Source organism: Haloferax sp. DFSO52, from assembly GCF_048158745.1.
GTDB lineage: Archaea > Halobacteriota > Halobacteria > Halobacteriales > Haloferacaceae > Haloferax.
Genome location: NZ_JBLOPB010000003.1, coordinates 94870 through 113869, shown reverse-complemented (window position 1 = coordinate 113869; position 19000 = coordinate 94870). Strand labels below are relative to the sequence as shown.

The 19000-nt window shown below is 59.6% G+C and carries 20 protein-coding genes; 16 read left to right on the top strand and 4 right to left on the bottom strand.

The window, feature by feature from the left end; all coding sequences use genetic code 11:
* Positions 1-206: 206 nt before the first annotated feature.
* Positions 207-509 (bottom strand): helix-turn-helix domain-containing protein, encoded by a 303-nt coding sequence (locus ACK3SC_RS16610; RefSeq protein WP_416841352.1) that lies wholly within the window; start codon positions 507-509, stop codon positions 207-209.
* Positions 510-575: 66 nt separating this feature from the next.
* On the opposite strand from ACK3SC_RS16610, the gene ACK3SC_RS16605 reads away from it, so the two are divergent.
* From ACK3SC_RS16605 to ACK3SC_RS16550, 12 genes are all read left to right on the top strand, one after another.
* A complete protein-coding gene (locus ACK3SC_RS16605; RefSeq protein WP_416841351.1) occupies positions 576-740 on the top strand; it encodes a hypothetical protein in 165 nt (54 codons plus the stop codon).
* A gap of 399 nt (positions 741-1139) precedes the next feature.
* Positions 1140-1715: a hypothetical protein gene (locus ACK3SC_RS16600; RefSeq protein WP_416841350.1), complete on the top strand. Its 576-nt coding sequence runs from the start codon at positions 1140-1142 to the stop codon at positions 1713-1715.
* A complete protein-coding gene (locus tag ACK3SC_RS16595) occupies positions 1715-2386 on the top strand; it encodes a ubiquinol-cytochrome c reductase iron-sulfur subunit (RefSeq protein WP_416841349.1) in 672 nt (223 codons plus the stop codon). The genes ACK3SC_RS16600 and ACK3SC_RS16595 overlap by 1 nt, the downstream gene beginning before the upstream one ends.
* A complete protein-coding gene (locus ACK3SC_RS16590) occupies positions 2386-3834 on the top strand; it encodes a cytochrome b (RefSeq protein ID WP_416841348.1) in 1449 nt (482 codons plus the stop codon). Before ACK3SC_RS16595 ends, ACK3SC_RS16590 begins: the two co-directional genes overlap by 1 nt.
* Positions 3827-4036 carry a hypothetical protein gene (locus tag ACK3SC_RS16585; protein ID WP_416841347.1) on the top strand — a complete coding sequence of 70 codons (210 nt, stop codon included), beginning with the start codon at positions 3827-3829 and terminating at the stop codon, positions 4034-4036. The genes ACK3SC_RS16590 and ACK3SC_RS16585 overlap by 8 nt, the downstream gene beginning before the upstream one ends.
* The gene (locus ACK3SC_RS16580; RefSeq protein WP_416841346.1) at positions 4033-6987 is read left to right on the top strand and encodes a molybdopterin-dependent oxidoreductase; all 2955 of its coding nucleotides are present in this window, start codon (positions 4033-4035) and stop codon (positions 6985-6987) included. The genes ACK3SC_RS16585 and ACK3SC_RS16580 overlap by 4 nt, the downstream gene beginning before the upstream one ends.
* Positions 6984-8042 carry a 4Fe-4S dicluster domain-containing protein gene (locus ACK3SC_RS16575; RefSeq protein WP_416841345.1) on the top strand — a complete coding sequence of 353 codons (1059 nt, stop codon included), beginning with the start codon at positions 6984-6986 and terminating at the stop codon, positions 8040-8042. Before ACK3SC_RS16580 ends, ACK3SC_RS16575 begins: the two co-directional genes overlap by 4 nt.
* On the top strand, positions 8035-8850 hold the full coding sequence (locus ACK3SC_RS16570; RefSeq protein WP_416841344.1) for an ethylbenzene dehydrogenase-related protein: 816 nt from the start codon (positions 8035-8037) through the stop codon (positions 8848-8850). Before ACK3SC_RS16575 ends, ACK3SC_RS16570 begins: the two co-directional genes overlap by 8 nt.
* Before the next feature lie 10 nt (positions 8851-8860).
* Positions 8861-9589, top strand: a complete 729-nt coding sequence (locus ACK3SC_RS16565; RefSeq protein ID WP_416841343.1) for a molecular chaperone TorD family protein — start codon at positions 8861-8863, stop codon at positions 9587-9589.
* Complete coding sequence (locus tag ACK3SC_RS16560) at positions 9586-10482, top strand: hypothetical protein (protein WP_416841342.1); 897 nt, start codon at positions 9586-9588, stop codon at positions 10480-10482. The genes ACK3SC_RS16565 and ACK3SC_RS16560 overlap by 4 nt, the downstream gene beginning before the upstream one ends.
* A complete protein-coding gene (locus ACK3SC_RS16555) occupies positions 10479-11309 on the top strand; it encodes a HEAT repeat domain-containing protein (protein ID WP_416841341.1) in 831 nt (276 codons plus the stop codon). The genes ACK3SC_RS16560 and ACK3SC_RS16555 overlap by 4 nt, the downstream gene beginning before the upstream one ends.
* A 2-nt stretch (positions 11310-11311) precedes the next feature.
* Entirely contained in the window at positions 11312-12592 is a 1281-nt protein-coding gene (locus tag ACK3SC_RS16550; protein WP_416841340.1) for a P-loop NTPase, read from the top strand.
* A 248-nt stretch (positions 12593-12840) separates the two neighbouring features.
* Here the strand turns inward: ACK3SC_RS16550 and ACK3SC_RS16545 are convergent, their stop codons facing one another.
* The gene (locus ACK3SC_RS16545) at positions 12841-13230 is read right to left on the bottom strand and encodes a cupin domain-containing protein (protein ID WP_416841339.1); all 390 of its coding nucleotides are present in this window, start codon (positions 13228-13230) and stop codon (positions 12841-12843) included.
* Between the two features lie 219 nt (positions 13231-13449).
* Here ACK3SC_RS16545 and ACK3SC_RS16540 point away from each other — a divergent pair, with 219 nt between their 5' ends.
* A complete protein-coding gene (locus tag ACK3SC_RS16540; RefSeq protein ID WP_416841338.1) occupies positions 13450-14619 on the top strand; it encodes a hypothetical protein in 1170 nt (389 codons plus the stop codon).
* 46 nt (positions 14620-14665) lie between these two features.
* Here ACK3SC_RS16540 and ACK3SC_RS16535 read toward each other — a convergent pair whose 3' ends face one another.
* Both ACK3SC_RS16535 and ACK3SC_RS16530 read right to left on the bottom strand, forming a co-directional pair.
* On the bottom strand, positions 14666-14902 hold the full coding sequence (locus tag ACK3SC_RS16535; protein WP_416841337.1) for a DUF2249 domain-containing protein: 237 nt from the start codon (positions 14900-14902) through the stop codon (positions 14666-14668).
* A 141-nt stretch (positions 14903-15043) separates the two neighbouring features.
* Positions 15044-15325 carry a hypothetical protein gene (locus ACK3SC_RS16530; protein WP_416841336.1) on the bottom strand — a complete coding sequence of 94 codons (282 nt, stop codon included), beginning with the start codon at positions 15323-15325 and terminating at the stop codon, positions 15044-15046.
* A 390-nt stretch (positions 15326-15715) separates the two neighbouring features.
* On the opposite strand from ACK3SC_RS16530, the gene ACK3SC_RS16525 reads away from it, so the two are divergent.
* Genes ACK3SC_RS16525 through ACK3SC_RS16515 form a run of 3 tightly spaced genes read left to right on the top strand, consistent with a single transcriptional unit; the run spans position 15716 to position 18994 of the window.
* Complete coding sequence (locus ACK3SC_RS16525) at positions 15716-16225, top strand: plastocyanin/azurin family copper-binding protein (RefSeq protein ID WP_416841335.1); 510 nt, start codon at positions 15716-15718, stop codon at positions 16223-16225.
* Positions 16226-18232 carry a TAT-dependent nitrous-oxide reductase gene (gene nosZ / locus ACK3SC_RS16520; protein WP_416841334.1) on the top strand — a complete coding sequence of 669 codons (2007 nt, stop codon included), beginning with the start codon at positions 16226-16228 and terminating at the stop codon, positions 18230-18232.
* Positions 18233-18235: 3 nt separating this feature from the next.
* Positions 18236-18994: a hypothetical protein gene (locus ACK3SC_RS16515; protein ID WP_416841333.1), complete on the top strand. Its 759-nt coding sequence runs from the start codon at positions 18236-18238 to the stop codon at positions 18992-18994.
* Positions 18995-19000 lie beyond the last annotated feature (6 nt).

Here is a 19000-nt window from a genome sequence, read left to right as displayed (position 1 = left end):
AGCACACAGCCATCGTCGAGAATCATCGCTCGGATGTTTCTATCGACAGCCATCTCGACGCTACAGTTGGGGCAGTCGAACACATAATTTTCTGACACGATAGCCACCGTCACGTTGTTACGCCATCTGGTACCTACAAAGAGGGCCCACCACAAGTGGGGTGTTAAAGAATAGCTGGTGGTTCTCTCGGCTGCTCGTTGTCGGTATCAACTGTCGAGGATGGCGTCGAGTAGTTTCGACTGGGCAGCAGAGAGATGTTCTGTGAAAGTCGACCGATTGATTCCGAGCTCTTTCGCAACCTCGGTTGCATTTGCCGTCCGTGGATGTTCGAAATAGCCCATCTGGTGGGCAGTTGTCAACACCTCCTGTTGTCGGGAGGTGAGTGTATCTCGATTGACGTATATCGGAGAACTATTCGTCTCAGGGCCGCCAGACTGTGTCAGTCGGCGGAGTGAGACACCATCGAAGACAGTTTTGAGTTCGACGATGATCTCTCGAAGTGCGTCCATATCGGGTGCGAAAAACGAGAGAACGATGTTGGTATTTTCAGCTTCGATGTGGCGAACGGGGCATCCGTGACTCTCGATAAATTCGCACGCACAACCGGGTTCCGAATCAGCATTGCACTCGAAACGGTAGACGGTCTGCGTGTCGTGCTGAAACACCTCATCAAGGTCAGAATACTCGACTTCCTCTTCGACAGAGAACTCGATGGAGACAGTGTCGCCATCAACCGGTGATGAACGGGTGATCGAGCGGACATCGACGTCAGCAGACACTTCAGAGAGTCGACATGCGCATGGGTCCGTCACCTCGATCTCACTGTGTACCCCGCTGTCCATGACGATTCAACGTTCGCATCCATGGAGAATAGTGGTTTTGCTGATTCCAGTGGGACGGGAACACAGAGGCCAGTTTATTTGAGTCAGGTTCGGAGTAAAATCAAATAGATTGAGTAAGACAGCTCTTATTTAAAGACCCCGCGCCCTTTGGTCACGGCGTTACCCCTCTCTAACCAATACCATCTCATAGGGTCGAAGTATGTCAAAAAGCAGCCTTATGGCGGTCGGTTGGGATATTCGACAGAATGTACCCAACGCGGAGGGTTGGCACCGAGCACCGAACCGAGGTGAGTGTCTGTGAGACGCGAGACTCTCGTCGTCTTGCTCTTGGTCGTCGCCGTACTTCTTCCGATGTGGTACGTCGCTCTCCAGGGTGAACCGCCGAGTGAACAGATCGAGATCGACCAGAGCGTCACCGAGATGCAACCACTCCAGGAGATCATCGACACGCCCGAGAAACTTGCACCGAGTCAAGTTGGCGTCATCGTCTGGATTGCACTGTTCGGATTAGTCGCAGTGTTGACCGCGGTCCACCGGTTTATGGACTCTGCAGTGAGAGGGGAACAGACAGAGAACACGGCAGTCGCTGACGGGGGGTCGGTTGGACTTCCGTGGTTCTGGACCGACGACCGCTGGGTCGTCGAGTATCGAGACGCATCGGACGCGATTGAGGGAATCGTGGCGATGGGTGGGCTGACCATTCTCTCGATCGTCTTCGCGGCGTTGTTCACCGGAGAGTACCTCACACTCGCTCGGACGCAGTACTTCGGCGTCTACGCGATGGGGATGTTCGTCTCGTTAGCACTGCTTACCGTCTCGTACTACGCGTGGTTCCTCCCCCACGTCGAAGTCGCAGAACGGAGGGGGCACTGATGAACCCAGACAGTCACCACACAGAATCGACCAGTTGCGACGGTCAGTGTTCCGACTGTTCAACGGGCAATACGGGCGCGTCGTTCGGCCATCGACCGAGTATTTACTCGGACACACGTGCATCGCTCGCCCGACGCGACTACGCGAAACTCCTCGCGAGTGTCGGCGGGCTCACCGCCGTCGCAAGTCTCACGGCACCGCTTGCAGGGTTGACACGCGTATTCGAACGAGAGTACACCGGGCCCGTCTACTCAGACGGAATCTACCTCGTCGACGGCGACGGAAATCGAGTCCCCGAGAACGCCCTCTCAGAAGGAGAGATTCTGACAGTATTTCCGGAGCCACGGCCGGGTATCGAGCAGGCACCGACGCTGCTGGTCCGACACCCAGAGGACGCCTACGGCGACAGCGTCAAAACGGAGTACATGGTGTCCGGCTACACGGCCTATTCGAAGGTCTGTACGCACGCCGGATGTATGGTGTCGAACGAAGAAGACGAGATACTCGTCTGTCCGTGTCACTTCGGAAAGTTCGACTCGACAGACGCGGCAGCAGTCGTGGGAGGGCCACCATCGCGAGGCCTCCCGCAACTCCCGATTACACTCTCGAGCGAGGGGTATCTCATCGCGACGGGCGACTTCAACGGGCCAGTCGGCCCGGGGGGTGAGTGATGTCCCGAATCGATGACCTCGCAGAGCGAACTGCCGACGCTGGAACCCGCGCCTACGGCTGGCTAGATTCCCGGTTCGACCTCGACAGCGGGCGGGAGTTCCTCGGCAAGGCGTTCCCGGCAGAGGACTCGTTCCTCCTCGGAGAGGTGGCACTGTTTTGCTTCCTCCTTCTCGTCCTCACCGGGATGTTCCTCGGGATGTTCTTCGAACCGTCCACGAGCGACGTTGAGTACGAAGGCAGTGTCGCGAAGTTCCAAGGGGAGGAAGTCCCCGAAGCGTACGCGAGCGTCCTCCACATCACGTACGACATCCCATTCGGGATGTTCATCCGACGGATGCACCACTGGGCGGCACACCTGTTCGTCGCCTCGATTGGGTTGCACATGCTCAGGGTGTTCTTCACCGGAGCGTATCGCAACCCGCGTGAGCCAAACTGGGTTGTCGGGACCGGGCTGGCTGGCCTCTCGATGGGTGCCGCGTACACTGGGTACGCACTCCCATTCGACGAGTTCGCAGCGACGGCAACTGGTATCGGATACAACCTCGCCACGTCGATACCGCTCGTGGGTGAACTCGTCGGGAAAGCGTTCTTTGGTGGGACGTTCCCATCGAGTGCGACCATCCCCAGACTGTATTTCATCCACGTGCTCATCATCCCGATTGCAATCGGGGTGTTACTCGCCATCCACATGGCGATCCTCATCAGACAGAAGCACACCGAAGCCCCACGAGACCACGACGTTCGAGGGCTCTCACCGGCCACGCAGCACCCACGAGAGAGTTCGACTGCTGGCGACGGTGGAACCGAATCAGTCGTCGCGAAAGACGACGACAGTGTCGTGGTCGGGCTTCCAGCCTTCCCGAATCAGACAGCCGTGAGTGCCGTGGTCTTCTTCCTGACGCTCGCGACGCTCGCCGCTCTCGCTGGGTTCCTGCCCGTTCACAACATCGCAGAGTACGGACCGAACAACCCCGCAGGAACGCCCGAACTCATCATGCCCGACTGGTTCTTGATGTGGGTGTACGGCCTGTTGAAGCTCCTCCCGTCGTGGATGGGCTTCACGATTCCAGTCGTCGGCATCCACATCTCGACCGAATTCGTCGGCGGGGTACTGCTCCCGACTATCGTGTTCGGAGTCATCGCCGTGTGGCCCTTCATCGACTACCACGACCGGGCAGTTCACTTCACGGCGGACCCGCTCGGACGGCCGTGGCAAACAGCAGTTGGAATCGCAGCGGTCCAATTCATCATGATTGCCTCCATCGCGGGGATGAACAACCTCCTCGCTCGTGCAGTTGGGGTTGGTACAGGCGCCATCAACCCGATTCTCACTGTTGCGCTGTTCGTCGTACCCATCGGTTCGGGTATCCTGACCTACCGGATGTTGGAGAACGGGGAAGAGAACGACGAATCCAGGCGGTCCCCGGAGGTGACTGGCGATGACTGATGCGGGTGCTCGGTCGACCGCGCCGACTATCGAACTGTCGGCACAGCAGTATCGACACCTCGACCGCGTCAGCAAACTTCTCGGTGTGGCACTCGTCGCCCTTGGTCTCGAGATGGGCGGCGACTCACTCACCGGACTTGCACTCGGATTGCTCGGCGCAGGACTGGCATTGACGACGATATTCGTACACATAGACCAATGAGCCGAAACAACCACTCACAGCGACAAGACGAACCGTCGGTTGCAGATTCGACGACCGGCGAACAGACAGACGACTCACCACAGATAGGCGACCCACCGGGGGACTCAGCAGACAGTACCGGGCTGGTCTCACGGCGGAATCTGCTCCAAGGAATCGGTGTCGCGTCACTGCTCGGCATCGGAAGTTCGGCAGCCTCCGACGACAACCTGTTCCAGATGGGAGGACTGAAGCCCGTCGACAACCCAATCGGGGAGTACCCTTACCGAGAGTGGGAAGACCTCTATCGAGAAAAGTGGGACTGGGACTCGGTCTCTCGGTCGACCCACAGCGTGAACTGCACAGGGAGTTGTTCGTGGAACGTCTACGTGAAAGACGGGCAAGTGTGGCGAGAAGAACAGGCCGGCGACTACCCACGCTTCGACGAAAGCCTCCCAGACCCGAACCCACGCGGGTGTCAGAAAGGCGCGTGTTACACCGACTACGTCAACGCCGAACAGCGAATCAAACACCCGCTCAAGCGCGTCGGCGAGCGTGGTGAAGGCAAGTGGAAACGCATCTCGTGGGACGAAGCACTCACCGAGATCGCAGAACACGTCATCGACGAGGTACAGGCTGGACGTTACGACGCCATCAGCGGCTTCACACCGATTCCGGCGATGAGTCCGGTGTCGTTTGCCAGTGGCTCTCGGCTCGTCAACCTGCTTGGCGGAGTCAGCCACTCGTTCTACGATTGGTACTCCGACCTGCCGCCGGGGGAACCCATCACCTGGGGGACCCAGACCGACAACGCCGAGAGTGCAGACTGGTACAACGCCGACTACATCATCGCGTGGGGGTCGAACATCAACGTCACGCGAATCCCCGACGCGAAGTACTTCCTCGAATCGGGGTACAACGGTACGAAACGAGTGGGAATCTTTACCGACTACTCCCAGACGGCAATCCACACCGACGAGTGGATTAGCCCCAAACCCGGAGCCGACCCAGCCCTGGCACTCGGGATGGCGCGGACCATCGTCGACGAGGAGCTGTACGACGAAGCACATCTCAAAGAACAGACCGACATGCCGCTGTTGGTTCGGCAGGATACCGGGAAGTTCCTCCGGGCGAGCGACGTTCCGGCAGTGAACTCTACTGCAGACCGTCCAGAGTGGATGTTCCTCATGCTCGACTCTGGTGGCCGATTGCGAGAGGCACCAGGGTCGCTGGGTGAGCGAAACGGCCAGAAAGATTACTCGAAATCGATCGAACTGGATTTCGACCCACAACTCGACGCCGAAGCGACGGTCCAAACTGCGGATGGGAGCGTCCGTGTGCGAACAGTGTGGGCCGAGCTTCGTGACGAACTCTCGAAGTGGGACCCAGAGACGGTCCACGAGGAGACCGGCGTCGGCAAAGAGACCCACCAGCGAATCGCCCGCGAGTTCGCACAGGCGGACAAGGCGAAGATCATCCACGGCAAAGGTGTCAACGACTGGTACCACAACGATCTCGGGAACCGCGCACTCCAGTTACTCGTCACCCTGACGGGCAACCTCGGAGAGCAAGGGACCGGACTTGACCACTACGTCGGCCAAGAGAAGATTTGGACGTTCCACGGGTGGAAAGTCCTCTCGTTCCCAACTGGAAGCGTTCGCGGTGTTCCGACGACCCTGTGGACCTACTACCACGCTGGAATTCTCGACAACACGGACCCGGACACGGCCGCCAAGATTCGAGAGTCCATCGATAACGGTTGGATGCCCGTCTATCCGGAAGAGCGAGACGATGGCTCGCGCCCAGACCCATCGACGATGTTCGTCTGGCGGGGGAACTACTTCAACCAGGCCAAAGGCAACGTCGCGGTCGAAGAGCAACTGTGGCCGAAACTCGACCTCGTCGTCGACATCAACTTCCGGATGGACTCGACGGCGCTCTACTCGGACATCGTGCTTCCGACCGCGAGTCACTACGAAAAACACGACCTCTCGATGACGGACATGCACACCTACGTTCATCCGTTCACGCCGGCGGTCGAACCACTCGGCGAGTCGAAGACTGACTGGCAGATATTCCGTGAACTCGCCGAAAAGATTCAAGAAATCGCCCGCGAACGGGGCGCCGAACCCGTTACAGACCGGAAGTTCGGGCGCGAAATCGACCTCCAGTCTATCCACGACGACTACATCCGCGATTGGGAGACTGGTGAAGACGGTGCACTCGCAGACGACCGCGCAGCCTGTGAGTTCATCCTCGAACACTCCGAGGAGTCGAACCCGGCAGACAGCGACGACCAGATTACCTTCGCAGACACAGTCGAGCAACCGCAACGATTGCTCGAGGCGGGCGACCACTGGACTTCCGAAATCGAGGACGGCGAAGCGTACGCACCGTGGAAGGACTTCGTCCAGGACAAGAACCCGTGGCCGACCGTCAGCGGACGCCAGCAGTACTACATCGACCACGACTGGTTCCTCGAACTCGGTGAGCAGTTGCCGACACACAAAGAAGGACCAGAGAACACCGGTGGCGACTACCCACTGGAGTACAACACGCCGCACGGCCGCTGGTCGATTCACTCGACGTGGCGGGATAACTCGAAACTACTCCGCCTCCAGCGAGGCGAACCAGTCGTCTACATCAATCCAGACGACGCCGAAGAACGCGGCATCGAAGACGGTGATACAGTCGAAGTGTTCAACGACCTGGGCGCAGTCGAGGTACAGGCAAAAATCTACCCGAGCAGCGAGCGGGGAACGCTCCGACACAACTTCTCGTGGGAGCGGTTCCAGTACGCCAGTCGGAACAACTTCAACACGCTCGTGCCGATGTACATGAAACCGACACAGTTGGTTCAGTATCCCGAGGATACGGGTGAACATCTCTACTTCTTCCCCAACTACTGGGGTCCGACGGGTGTCAACAGCGACGTCCGTGTGGACGTGCGGAAATCGGGAGGTGATGACTCGTGAGCACAGACCAAGAATCGCAGTCAGTCGACCTCGCTGAGGGCATCGACCATCAGGTCGCGATGGTGATGGACCTCAACAAGTGTATCGGCTGTCAGACGTGTACGGTCGCGTGTAAATCGCTGTGGACCGAAGGCGGTGGCCGCGACTACATGTACTGGAACAACGTCGAGACCAAGCCCGGGAAGGGGTACCCACGCAATTGGGAAGAATCAGGTGGTGGCTGGAAGTCCGAAGCGCACAACGAACGACAGCCGGGCGAGATTCCGAGTCAGGAAGACTACGGAGACGCCTGGGATTTCAACCACCAGGAGATAATGTACAACGGGAGCGACGAACCGCTTCGCCCCGAATCCAACCCCGAGTGGGGGCCGAACTGGGACGAAGACCAGGGAGCAGGCGAGTACCCCAACTCGTACTATTTCTACCTCCCACGAATCTGCAATCACTGTACGCACCCGTCGTGTGTGGAGGCCTGTCCGCGAAAGGCTATCTACAAACGCGAAGAGGACGGTATCGTCCTCATCGACCAAGAGCGATGTCGAGGCTACCGCTACTGTGTTGAAGGGTGTCCGTACAAGAAGGTGTACTACAACGCGACACAGAAGACATCGGAGAAGTGCATCTTCTGTTACCCACGCATCGAGGGTGAAGGCCCGGACGGCGAGACGTTCGCCCCAGCGTGTGCCGAAGATTGTCCACCACAGCTTCGACTCGTTGGGTTCCTCGACGACGAAGAAGGACCCATCCACAAACTCGTCAACGAGTACGAGGTTGCGCTGCCGCTCCATCCGGAGTACCAGACGCAACCGAACGTCTACTACATCCCGCCGTTCGCGCCGCCGCAACACTCAGAAGACGGTGAAACGGTCAACGTCGACCGCATCCCGCGAACCTATCTGGAAGAACTGTTCGGTGACCGCGTTCACGACGCGCTCGACACCATCGAGCGCGAGCGCGACAAGGTCAACCGAGGTGGAGAGAGCGAACTACTGGACATGCTGACCGACACGAATCCGGCACGCAAGTACCGATTGGAGGTGTTCGACGATGAGTGAGCAACGAACGGCTGCAATCGGCGCAACCGTCGTCGTCTGTCTGGTGCTGCTGTCCGCGCTGGTCGGACCGGCGATGGTGTCGGCCCGCCCGGCGAACCAGATTCCGGTCGAGACGGTGTCGTCCGCGGACCAGCCGCAGGAACCGACGAGTGCCGCGTGGGATACTGTCCCAGCAGTCTCCGTTCCGATGGCGAGCGCACCCAGTGGACTGCCAAATGCCAGCGACACGTCCGTCGAGTCGGTTCGCGTCCAATCTGCCAGAACAGACGAGCGACTGTACATTCGCATGTCGTGGGCAGATGGGGACGCAGACCGCAACACGACGGGGCCACGTGAGTTCGCCGATGCGGCAGCGGTTCAAGTTCCGGTCAACACCAGTGCACGGCCTCCGATTTCGATGGGGAGCGACCGCAATCTGGTGAACGTCTGGTACTGGCAAGCCGGCGGGGAGACCGAAGAGTTACTCGCCGGTGGCCCCGGAACCACGACGAAGTTCGAAGCGAATGCCGTCGAGACGACCACGAACTACGACGATGGTCGCTGGACCATCGTAATGTCCCGAGAGATTCAGTCCACCGCAGAAAACCGCACGTCGTTCGACGGTGACAACGACGTGGACGTTGCATTCGCCGTCTGGAACGGGTCGCACATGGAGCGCTCGGGCCGCAAAGCGGTCAGCGAGTGGTACCACTTCCCGTTCGGTCCCGGACCGCAAGGGCCCCCGTACGAGTCGATTCTGTGGACCATCGCTGGACTCGCGATCGTGGGTGTCGCACTGGTGACCATCCAGGCAGTGCGGAAAAACTGAGGGTACTCAAATGAACACAGACACTGAACGAAACGGCAACATGACCGCTGACTCGGACGCGGCCGACCGAGTCGACCCCGAGCACGTCGACCGAGCGGCCGTCGCACGAGGAGGAGTGTACACGCTCATGGCCAAACTCCTCGACGAGCCGGACGAATCGACCTACGAACGGTTGAACTCCGGTGAGATTCAGGAGATGGTCGAACGTCTCGTCGACGCCTCCGGCCTGGCTGTCGATCCACCGAACCTCACAGTCGAAGACGACCACGACACGCTCTGCGCGCGGTTCAACGACCTGTTCACGGTTGGATACGCAGAATACGAAGACCGAACCGATGGGTCGCTCAACGCCGAAGGGCCGGCCGTTTCACTCTACGAATCCTCGTACCGGCCCGAAGCGTCGTGGAACGACGTGAATCTCGACCTTGCACGGGCGTACAGTTACTTTGGGGTCGAAATCGACCAATCGAGCCGTGATAACCACGACTACCTCCCCTACCAGTTGGAGTTCGCGGGGTATCTCGCCCGACAGGAGGCAGCAGGGGCGGCTGACGTGGCGAAAGCCAGACTCGACCTTTGCGACCGACATCTCCACGTCGTCACCGGTGGCCTCGCAGAGCGGATATCCGAAGAACCGGGGACTGCACTGTTCGGTGAGGTTGCTGCGTTCGTCGACCGATTCGTCACCGCAGACCAGCAGGACCTCGCCGAGCGATACGAAGGAGGTGGTGGGAAGTGAGTAGTCGCCGCGTGGAAGAATCGGCCGGTGCAGGCGGGTCACTAGCCTCGACAGTGTCACACCTGCGTCCCGCAGACGTGTCGATTCGTACCCTCGCCGGGCTGCTTGGGTTGATACCGGTTCTGGCGGTGACGCTGTATCGCGTCGCACACAACGCACCCGGTGACCTCACCGCCGGCCTTCCCGAAGCCGTGGTTCTCTGGCTGCCAGTGGCGATCGTCGGGCCTGCACTGGCAGGGTTCCTCCTCGCGGCGAGCAGCGATAGAGTCAGCGAACGAGTCGGACTCGCCTTCATCGGCAGCTTTAGCCTGATTTCGGTGGCATCTCCCATCGCGTGGTATCCCGCCGCAATCGGAATCGTCGTCGGGGGAGGGATAGTCGTCTGGTCGTGGAACGACCGACTATACAACGGCCACGTGAGTTCCTCGGTTCGAGAACTGGGGGGCGCTGGCGTCCTCGTCGCCGGTGTCGCGTTCTCACTGGCAGCGACAGTGGGAGTCGCACCTGCGGTGTTACGCCCACTCGGGTCCGCTGTCGCGTTAGTGGGCGTCGGTGTCTCGCCCGTATTCGTCGGGTGGGACAGGCTCAGTCTGTACGTCGGTGCGCTCGCGGCGATTCTGACGTTCAGTTTCGCGACGAGTGCGCCGTACGTCGCAGGCGCAGTCCTCCTCGTCGGCGGGGGAGTCGTCGGTACCCCGCTCGTCCTCGTCTTACTCGGTGTCGGTGGAGGCATCACTGCTTTGACGCATGCGCTCCGCACTACACGAACAGACGGTGCAGTCGGTGTGGCGCTACTGCTCGCGGCCGGTGTCCCGTCGACACTCCTCGGGGCATCGGGCGTACTCGTCGCAGTAGCGCTTTTCGCGACTGCTTCGAGAGGTGAACACAGATGAGAGATGAAGAAGAAGCAACAGACGGACCGCCAGACCCGCAGTTACACCCAGAACAGAGTCCTGGGTTCGGTGAGACGCCGGCGGGTCTCGAAGATATCGAAGTCGACCGAGACATCACCATCGGTGAAGCATCACTAGAGGAACTCGGTGCGAGCGATACGGAGCCAGTCGAAGACGACGCTTTCACCGACCTCCTCGAGACGCTCACCGGTGAGAACGTGGTCGAACGACGCCGTGCCGCACTCGCACTCGCCGAACGAGAGACGCAGGACCCAATCGTCCGTGCGCTCAGCAGTGCCGCGACGACAGACGACGACGCCGAAGTCCGGCAGTTCGCCGTCGAAGCACTGACGAAACACGGCGGCGAGTTGGCTGCGAAGACAGCACGCGTGCTGACCGAAGACCCAAACCCGTGGGTTCGGGCCGAGGCCGTGGTCTCACTCGACCGTTTAGACCGTGGGAAACACGAAGCCGCAATCGAAGCAACACTCGACGACGACCACCACGCTGTCCGTCGAAACGCACTCGTCTCGCTGTTCAAACTCCGAGGAGAAGGCGCGCTCGACGTTCTGGTAGATGCAGCAGACGACCCAAGTGAACGGGTTCGCGAGTGGGTCGCCCACCTTCTCGGAGGTATCGACCACGAACTCGCAGCCGAGACGTTGACCGAATTAGCAGACGACGACCGCAGTATCGTCAGGGAGACCGCAGTGCGTGCCAAAGACGTCGACGCCGGGAGTTTCCGCCGGCAGTTCACCGGCGTCCTCGACGAACGTGACCGAACGCTCCCTGGTGAAGACGACCTCAATCGAACGCCGAACCTCTGAGTATGACAGACCCCCAACAGGCCGATTCCGACTCCGAAGACGAACCGCCCCTTCACGACCGTGTCGAATCCGCACTTCGGGCGGTCAGAGACCCCGACGCCGGCGTCAACGTCTTCGAGGCAGGACTGGTCGAATCGATAGACATCGACGGCACAAGCGTCACAGTCCAAGCCGCGGTCACCGAGTTCGGCGACGAAAACGCCCGCGGGATCATGCAAGCGATGCTCCAGGCCGTTCGCGACGTGGCAGACGTCGGGAGCGCACACGTCGAGCCCGTCGCTCCATCGTCGAATGGAGTCGGCGGCGTCGCTGGGTTCGACAATATCATCGCTGTCGCAAGCGCGAAAGGAGGCGTCGGAAAGTCCACCGTCTCGACCGGTCTTGCCTGTGCGCTCGCTGCGGACCGGTCGACCGGACTGTTCGACGCCGACATTCACGGGCCGAACGTTCCGTCGCTCCTCGACCTCTCCGGGCCCATCCACTCAGACGACGACGGAAACCCACTGCCTGTGAACGCATCCGGGGCTGACGCGACGCTGGACGTAATGAGCGTTGGACTGATGGAGTCCGGTGCTCCGCTCGCGTGGCGGGGGGCGATGGCCCACGACGCGCTGACCGAACTGTTCGAAACGACCGCCTGGCGGGCCGACGACACGCTCGTCATAGACTTGCCACCGGGAACTGGTGACGTGGTCTTGACGACGCTTCAGGAGGTGTCGGTCGATGGTGTCGTCGTCGTTACGACGCCATTTCAGTCGAGTCTCGACGATACGGCCAGAAGTATCGAACTCTTCCGTGACAACGACGTCCCGGTGCTCGGTGCAGTCGTCAATATGGGAACGTTCGACTGTCCGTCCTGCGGCGACACTCACGACCTGTTCCCTGGCAGTTCGCCAGAAGAGAAACTCGACGCGCCAGTTCTCTCGCACCTCCCTTTCTCGACGGAGTTTCAAGAGACACCCGTCCCTGGCGACGTACCCTCGGCATTGCAGCAGCTTGGTGATGCAGTCGTCGAGGCAGCAGAGACAGCGTGGGATATCGAGGTTCCCGACGACGTCGTCGATATCAGAGATGACCCCCCGGAGCGTCGACGAGAGAAGGTTGCAGACAGGTTCATCTCGCTCGAGAGTGGGTCGACGTTCACACTCGTCAGCGACCGTGACCCGACGCCTGTCAGAGAGTTCCTCGCTGGGCTCAGCGACTGCAGCCCGGCTGAAATCGATGGGTTCAGCGTCGACCGACAGACACCGACTGACTGGGTGCTTACGGCAACCAAACCGTAAGTGGCGAGATACACGCTCGGGTTCGATGAAGTAGTCGTGACGGGAGGTCCGGGAACACCCGAACTGTCCGTGACATCGAAGAACCGGTCGGCGTCAGAGCAACTCTCACAGTTGTGGTCGAATGTGAGAGAACAGACCGCCAGTGACGTGAGAAAACAGACCGCCAGTGGCAAGTAAGCAGTCCATTACAGCCGTGTCCAATCGTTTCCAGCCCTATCCAGTGGTCTCTCAGAAACTCGTGAACGCAGTTACTGCCCGTCGTTCAACGGAGGCTCGAACTCGTTCGTCGCCAACCCTCGGCGGACTGGGCCGTGTTCTTCGTCGGTCGGAGGAGGAGTCACGACCAACAGCACTTCGAGTCTCGAATCGTCGCCTGCTCGGATTCCACGGTTCGTGTCTGCAGGGACAACGATACTGTCACCGGGAGCGACGTGATGGTCTGTCTCGCCGTCCCGGACGAGCCCGGTTCCGGACTGAACAGTGATGACGAGGTCACTCGACGGGGCGTGAACCGGGATGAACTGACCCGGCTCGAAGAATCCACAGATGACTTTCGTTCGGTCGCTTCGAAACACTGCCTGTGCAGAAAATCGGTCCTCGTCGTAGTCTCGTTCGACATCGAAGTCAATTCTCGGCATATGTCCGGTGATACTGAGTGACGCCGCGTCAGGATTGTCCCGAATGTGTTCGGGTAGAACTGTTTCTTACTCTCCCCACTAGTTGTCCCGAGCGATGGTCGGTGAATCACTACAGCACCAACACCTCAACCTACAAGGTGTCGACACGGAAACAGACACGAGAGGAAACGTTCGATGACTGGTGCAAGCCGAAGTCGCTGGTCTCGGTGGTTCGTACTGGTGAGTGTCGCGTTTCTCCTTTGCTGGCGATTCGGCACGCTCGTAGGGGTTTCACGCCGTGCTGAAGTCATTCTCGCGTTGTTCGGATTCGTCTTTCACGTCATCTTCGGCATGGCGTATCTGCTGGTGCCTTCGTACTTCGGCACGGTTCTCGCGACAGACCGTCTCCCTGTCGTCCACCTCGGATCGTCCGTCTCTGGGACGATACTGCTCGCACTGTCTGCATCCGCAGTCGGCCCTCCATCGGTCGAGACTGTAGGGGCACTCCTCTGGGGGTGCGGTGTCGGCGTGTTCATCGCAGCACTCCTGTGGTCGGTTGGCGACGAACTCCGGCGAGGCGAGACGGGGACGAGCACCCACAGAGCGAAGTTCGAGTGGGTCGACCGGTATGCAAATCGGTTCATCCCTGTCGCGTTCGCGTATCTCGCCATTGGAGCCTACGAACTGGTCGCTCGTTCGACAGCGCTTCCGGGACTTACAGACGGCTATTTCCCTCGCATCACGCATCTGTTAGCCGCTGGATTCGCTGCCCTCCTCGTCTTCACGCTCGGTGTTCGACTGGCTCCGCGCTTTCTCGGCGTTCCGGCACCGAAAGAACTCACCGCAGTCGTCCTTCCTGCCGGCGCACTCGGCCCCGTACTCATCGCGTTTGGATTGAGTTCTGGGTCAGTCTTCGTCGCCGGTGCACTAGCCGAGGCGACGGCGTTCATCTGCTTTGCGGCGTTGTACCTCGTCGTCTACTTTCGCTCTGAACGGCGTCGAGTCGGGGCAGAGAGCATCCTCGCCGGCGTTGGAAGTGGCGTCGCAGGCGTCAGTATCGGACTCACTGTCGCGGCGGGACCACTGTTCGATAGCTCACCAGTTCCGGCCGGAGCGTTGTCTGCGCATCTTCAACTCAATCTACTCGGATTTCTCGGACTCGTCGTCGTCGGGTTCGCGTTCTTGTTCTACCCGCCGACAGCAGGCCGGTTCCGTGGTGCAACTGCGCGAACCGCCCGAATGGCTATCGCCGTACTCGTGGTGGGACTCACCATCTCGGTCGTCGGTCGGCTTGCAGGTTGGTCAGTGCTGAGTTCGTTCGGTGATGGAGTGGTCCTCCTCGGAGCCATCGGCTATGGATATCTTCTCATCCGATTGCTCGTCGAAATTGGAGCACGTCAAGCGACCTGATCGTCTGTGTCTGGTGGGTTCGTGTCGCCGACGAAGGGAGAGACAGTTACTGCGAAGTGATTTTGATGTGCCACTCGTCGTCTGCGACGCGTTCTGTTGTACACGCGTATCCACGTTGTTCGAGAACATCGTAGAGTGGAACGGGTTCGAAGTGATTGATGAGAAGCAGTATCTCGTCAGCACCTAGTTCGTCGACTGCGGCCATGATCGGGCCGAACGGTTCTCCCTCGATATCTCTGACATCGAGTGTGTTCACCTCGATTCCGGTGTCAACGCGACTCATGAGAGCAACTAGCGCGTCGACCTAGCTGGCTCTTTACCCGATGATGTTCGGATTACTCTCAGCACGAAGTGTCGTCGTTCGAGAGAGTATAGAGAGTCGAGAGTCGAGAGAGTCGTTCGAAGGGCACGAACCCGGGACCACTCACTCAGCGCTGGTGTACAACGAGTGGGCGATGACCGCAAAGCCCGCGACAGTGAGTGCGCTTTCGACCACTTGTGCGTAATCGAACGAAAGCGGCGTCAGTTGGTGCACGACACCTGCAGCGAGTGAGCCGAACGTAACGAGTCCGAATCCGACGAAGAGTGACCGCAGCGCTGTCGTGCCCCGTTGCTTGAACGCTTGGTAGGTCACGAACGTCACCAGACCGCCGAAGAGCAGCGTTGCCGTCTTCATCCCGACGATTGCAACGTCGAGGCTGTTCATCGGCCCTGACACCCCCGTCCGATAGTCCGCCCGCTATCGGACTCGGTGGGCACGTCTGCGACAGTCCAAACACGTGTCGGACGCATCGAGAGTCTGCCTGCGGTGCGACTTTCTGTGGCCAAATTCGGTATCATGGTCGTATTACTCGAAGACGCCATCTCTCGTACCGTTTGATGAGGCGTCTGCTATCTACACGGAGATTATCGGAAATGGAACTATGTTCTCTGCCGAATATATTCGGCCCGAGTCTCTGAGTGAGACAATAACACTCCAATTCAGCGATAGTATCGGAGAGACACAAGTAGGGGGCGAACATGTTCGCCACCATCTCCAGCTTCTGGAATCACGGACGGTATATAACCAGATCACAGGCAAACCGTCGCTTGTACGATGTCCCGGAAGCGAACCAGACGAAACGTGTTGCATCGACTCGGTGCCGCTGGCGTAGCGGCGACTAGTATCGCACTTGCAGGGTGTACTGGCTCAGCGAGTGATGGTGATTCCGACGGTGGCAATGAATCGACTGAGGCGACCACCACCGAAGAATCAGGCGGTGGCGACAGTGGTGCAACCCAGACCGACGTCGTCGATATGAACGACGAACTGAAGTTCGCACCAGCTGCCATCGAAGTTCCAGCGGGGACGACAGTCACGTTCGAAAACGTCGGCTCTATCGGTCACACAGTGACCGCATACGAAGACAAGATTCCGGACGGTGCGGAATACTTCGCGACCGGCGGGTTCGACTCAGAGCAGGCGGCGAAAGATGGCTACCCAGACGAGGGCAACATCGAAGCAGGTGGAACGTACGAACACACGTTCGAAACCAAAGGCACGTACGAGTACTACTGCATCCCCCACGAGCTGAACGGGATGGTCGGGACCATCGAGGTAGTCTAAATGACTGAACATTCATCCACGGACAACACTACTGACGAACTGAGCGACCCAGTAACCGAATACGAGGAACAACTCAACGAGGTGCTGGCCGACACCAACGAGACGGCAGCAGGAGAGAGTACCGTCTCTCTCGAACTCCCCTCGCTCGGTCTGAGCCGACGCGACTTCATGAAAGCAGGGGCCGCTGTCGGTGCCATCGGTTCGATGGCCGGCTGCGCCGGCGTCATGAACAACGGTGGGTCAAGCAGTGGCGGCACCAACCAAACCGGCTCTGGAGACGTTCCTGACCACTTCGTCCCGCCGGGTGAACACGACGAATACTATGGCTTCTGGTCCGGTGGTCACTCCGGTGACCTTCGCATCTACGGCCTCCCGTCGATGCGCGAACTCACCCGAATTCCCGTCTTCAACCCCGAGCAAGCGAAGGGTTACGGATTCGACGACGAAACCACCCAACTGCTCGAAGACGCAGGTGACTTCAAGTGGGGCGACTCCCACCACCCAGGCCTCTCCGAGACCGACGGGAAGTACGACGGCAGGTATCTGTACGTCAACGACAAGGCACACGGACGTGTCGCTCGTATCAACCTGAAGTACTTCGAGACGGACGCGATCACCAACATCCCGAACGTCCAATCGGTCCACGGGTGCTGTGTCCAGAGCCCCGACACGGAGTACATTCTGGCCAACAGCGAGTTCCGAACGCCGCTCCCGAACGACGGCCGCGACCTGGACAACCCAGACAAGTACGTCTCGCTGCTGTCCGCCCTCGACCCCGAGTCGATGGAGGTTCTCTGGCAGGTCGAAGTCGACGGCAACCTCGACATCATCGACACCGACAAAGACGGGAAATGGGCGCTCTCGTCTGCCTACAACGACGAAGAGGGCGTCGAAGTCGAAGAGATGACGAAGAACGACCGTGACTTCGTCAAGGCGTTCAACATCCCAGCAATTCAGGCTGCCGTCGACGCCGGGAACTACCGCGAAGTCAACGGCATTCCAATCGTCGACGGAACGAAAAACAGTTCGCTCAACCAGGGTGACGAGCCACTCGTTCGGTACATCCCGACGCCGAAGTCGCCGCACTGTGTCGAAGTCACGCCGGACGGCAAGTACGGAATGGTCGCCGGAAAGCTCTCGCCCACGGTGTCTATCATCGACATCGAGAAACTCAGCACGGAACCCGACCCGGCGAACGTCATCGTCGGCCAACCGAAAGTCGGTCTCGGCCCACTCCACACGACCTACGACGGACGTGGACACGCCTACACCTCGCTGTTCATCGACTCGCAGGTCGTCAAGTGGGATATCGAGACGGCCATCAACTCGCCGAAAGCGTCCGAGGAGGCAATCCTCGGGAAGATAGACGTTCACTACAACCCCGGTCACATCCAGGCGGTGCAGGCGATGTCGACCGAGCCGACCGGTGATTGGCTCGTCGTTCTGAACAAGCTCTCGAAAGACAGGTTCCTGCCTGTCGGCCCGATCTACCCGGACAACGACCAGCTCATCTACATCGGCAACGACAAGGACGACGAGACCGGCGGCATGGAACTCGTCTCCGACCACCCGGTGTATCCAGAGCCGCACGACGCAATCTTCGCGTCGAAGGAGAAGATATCGCCAGCGACGACGTGGGACAAAGCCGACTACGAGGGCGAAAAAGAGTACGTCACCGAGAGCAACTCGCGGGTCGAGCGCATCGACGACGAGACTGTCGAAGTGTACACCTCCGTCAAGCGGAGTGAGTACGGTCTCCGTGACTTCAGAGTCAAGGAAGGTGACACGGTCAAACTCACCGCGACGAACATCGAGGGCAGTCAGGACATCGTTCACGGACTCGCCATCCCTGAACACAACGTCCACCTCGCACTCGCGCCACAGGACACCCGGCAGGCTACGTTCACGGCCGACAAGCCGGGCGTGTACTGGATCTACTGTACGTACTTCTGCAGCGCACTCCACCTGGAGATGCGCTCGCGGATGATCGTCGAGCCGAGAAGCTAGACCATGAGCTACCGACCACCGAGTCTCGAAGAGTTTGCCCAATTGCGCCGGGGGTTGCCGGTGCTAGCCGCGCTGTTATTTGTTGCTGCCCTGGTGTTCCCGATGTGGTCGATAAACGTTCACGCGGTCCAGTATCCGAACGAGGTGTTGCATCTGGACCTGTATGCGTATCCACGCATCAGTGGAGACTACGTCGAGATGGCGCGACTCAACAAATACATCGGGTTCTACTACCCGGACCCGGTCTACTGGCAGCCCAACTTCGAAGTGCATCAGGCCGCCGTCGACGTCCCCGAGTGGTCCCTCGGACCGCTCGCGTTCGTCGCAGTCGCTGCAGGCGGTGCGTTCGTTGCAATCGCACCCACCATCAAGAAGTTGAAGCGTGGTCTGACGTACCAGCTCCTCGGGACGATTACCGTGTTTACCGTCATGGTAGCCGACATTCAGTACCGACTCTACCAGACCGGTCACAACCTCGACCCGGAAGCGCCAGTCATCGGTGTCGACCCGTTCACACCGCCACTGGTTGGGAAGTACGAAGTGGCAAACATCACGAGCTTCTCCAGTTTAGGAATAGGGGCGTATATGTCGATCGTTGCCATAGGTCTCCTCGTCGTCGCGTTTTACTACCGCGACACTGACGCCACGTTCTCGACCGCCGCAGGGTCGATTCGGCGTCGTCTGGGCTCGATTCGAACGGCTTCACCGAGTGACCGTGCCGAGAAAGACGATGGAACGAGCGTGAAACCGAAACAAGGGTGAGTACAG

Bases quoted from the DNA above. Each gene is read 5' to 3' on its own strand.
- ACK3SC_RS16555 (WP_416841341.1), top strand. From the start codon at position 10,479: ATGAGAGATGAAGAAGAAGCAACAGACGGACCGCCAGACCCGCAGTTA.
- ACK3SC_RS16545 (WP_416841339.1), bottom strand. From the start codon at position 13,230: ATGCCGAGAATTGACTTCGATGTCGAACGAGACTACGACGAGGACCGA.
- ACK3SC_RS16580 (WP_416841346.1), top strand. From the start codon at position 4,033: ATGAGCCGAAACAACCACTCACAGCGACAAGACGAACCGTCGGTTGCA.
- ACK3SC_RS16585 (WP_416841347.1), top strand. From the start codon at position 3,827: ATGACTGATGCGGGTGCTCGGTCGACCGCGCCGACTATCGAACTGTCG.
- ACK3SC_RS16610 (WP_416841352.1), bottom strand. From the start codon at position 509: ATGGACGCACTTCGAGAGATCATCGTCGAACTCAAAACTGTCTTCGAT.
- ACK3SC_RS16565 (WP_416841343.1), top strand. From the start codon at position 8,861: ATGAACACAGACACTGAACGAAACGGCAACATGACCGCTGACTCGGAC.
- ACK3SC_RS16525 (WP_416841335.1), top strand. From the start codon at position 15,716: ATGTCCCGGAAGCGAACCAGACGAAACGTGTTGCATCGACTCGGTGCC.
- ACK3SC_RS16535 (WP_416841337.1), bottom strand. From the start codon at position 14,902: ATGAGTCGCGTTGACACCGGAATCGAGGTGAACACACTCGATGTCAGA.
- ACK3SC_RS16590 (WP_416841348.1), top strand. From the start codon at position 2,386: ATGTCCCGAATCGATGACCTCGCAGAGCGAACTGCCGACGCTGGAACC.
- ACK3SC_RS16595 (WP_416841349.1), top strand. From the start codon at position 1,715: ATGAACCCAGACAGTCACCACACAGAATCGACCAGTTGCGACGGTCAG.
- nosZ (WP_416841334.1), top strand. From the start codon at position 16,226: ATGACTGAACATTCATCCACGGACAACACTACTGACGAACTGAGCGAC.
- ACK3SC_RS16515 (WP_416841333.1), top strand. From the start codon at position 18,236: ATGAGCTACCGACCACCGAGTCTCGAAGAGTTTGCCCAATTGCGCCGG.
- ACK3SC_RS16530 (WP_416841336.1), bottom strand. From the start codon at position 15,325: ATGAACAGCCTCGACGTTGCAATCGTCGGGATGAAGACGGCAACGCTG.
- ACK3SC_RS16550 (WP_416841340.1), top strand. From the start codon at position 11,312: ATGACAGACCCCCAACAGGCCGATTCCGACTCCGAAGACGAACCGCCC.
- ACK3SC_RS16570 (WP_416841344.1), top strand. From the start codon at position 8,035: ATGAGTGAGCAACGAACGGCTGCAATCGGCGCAACCGTCGTCGTCTGT.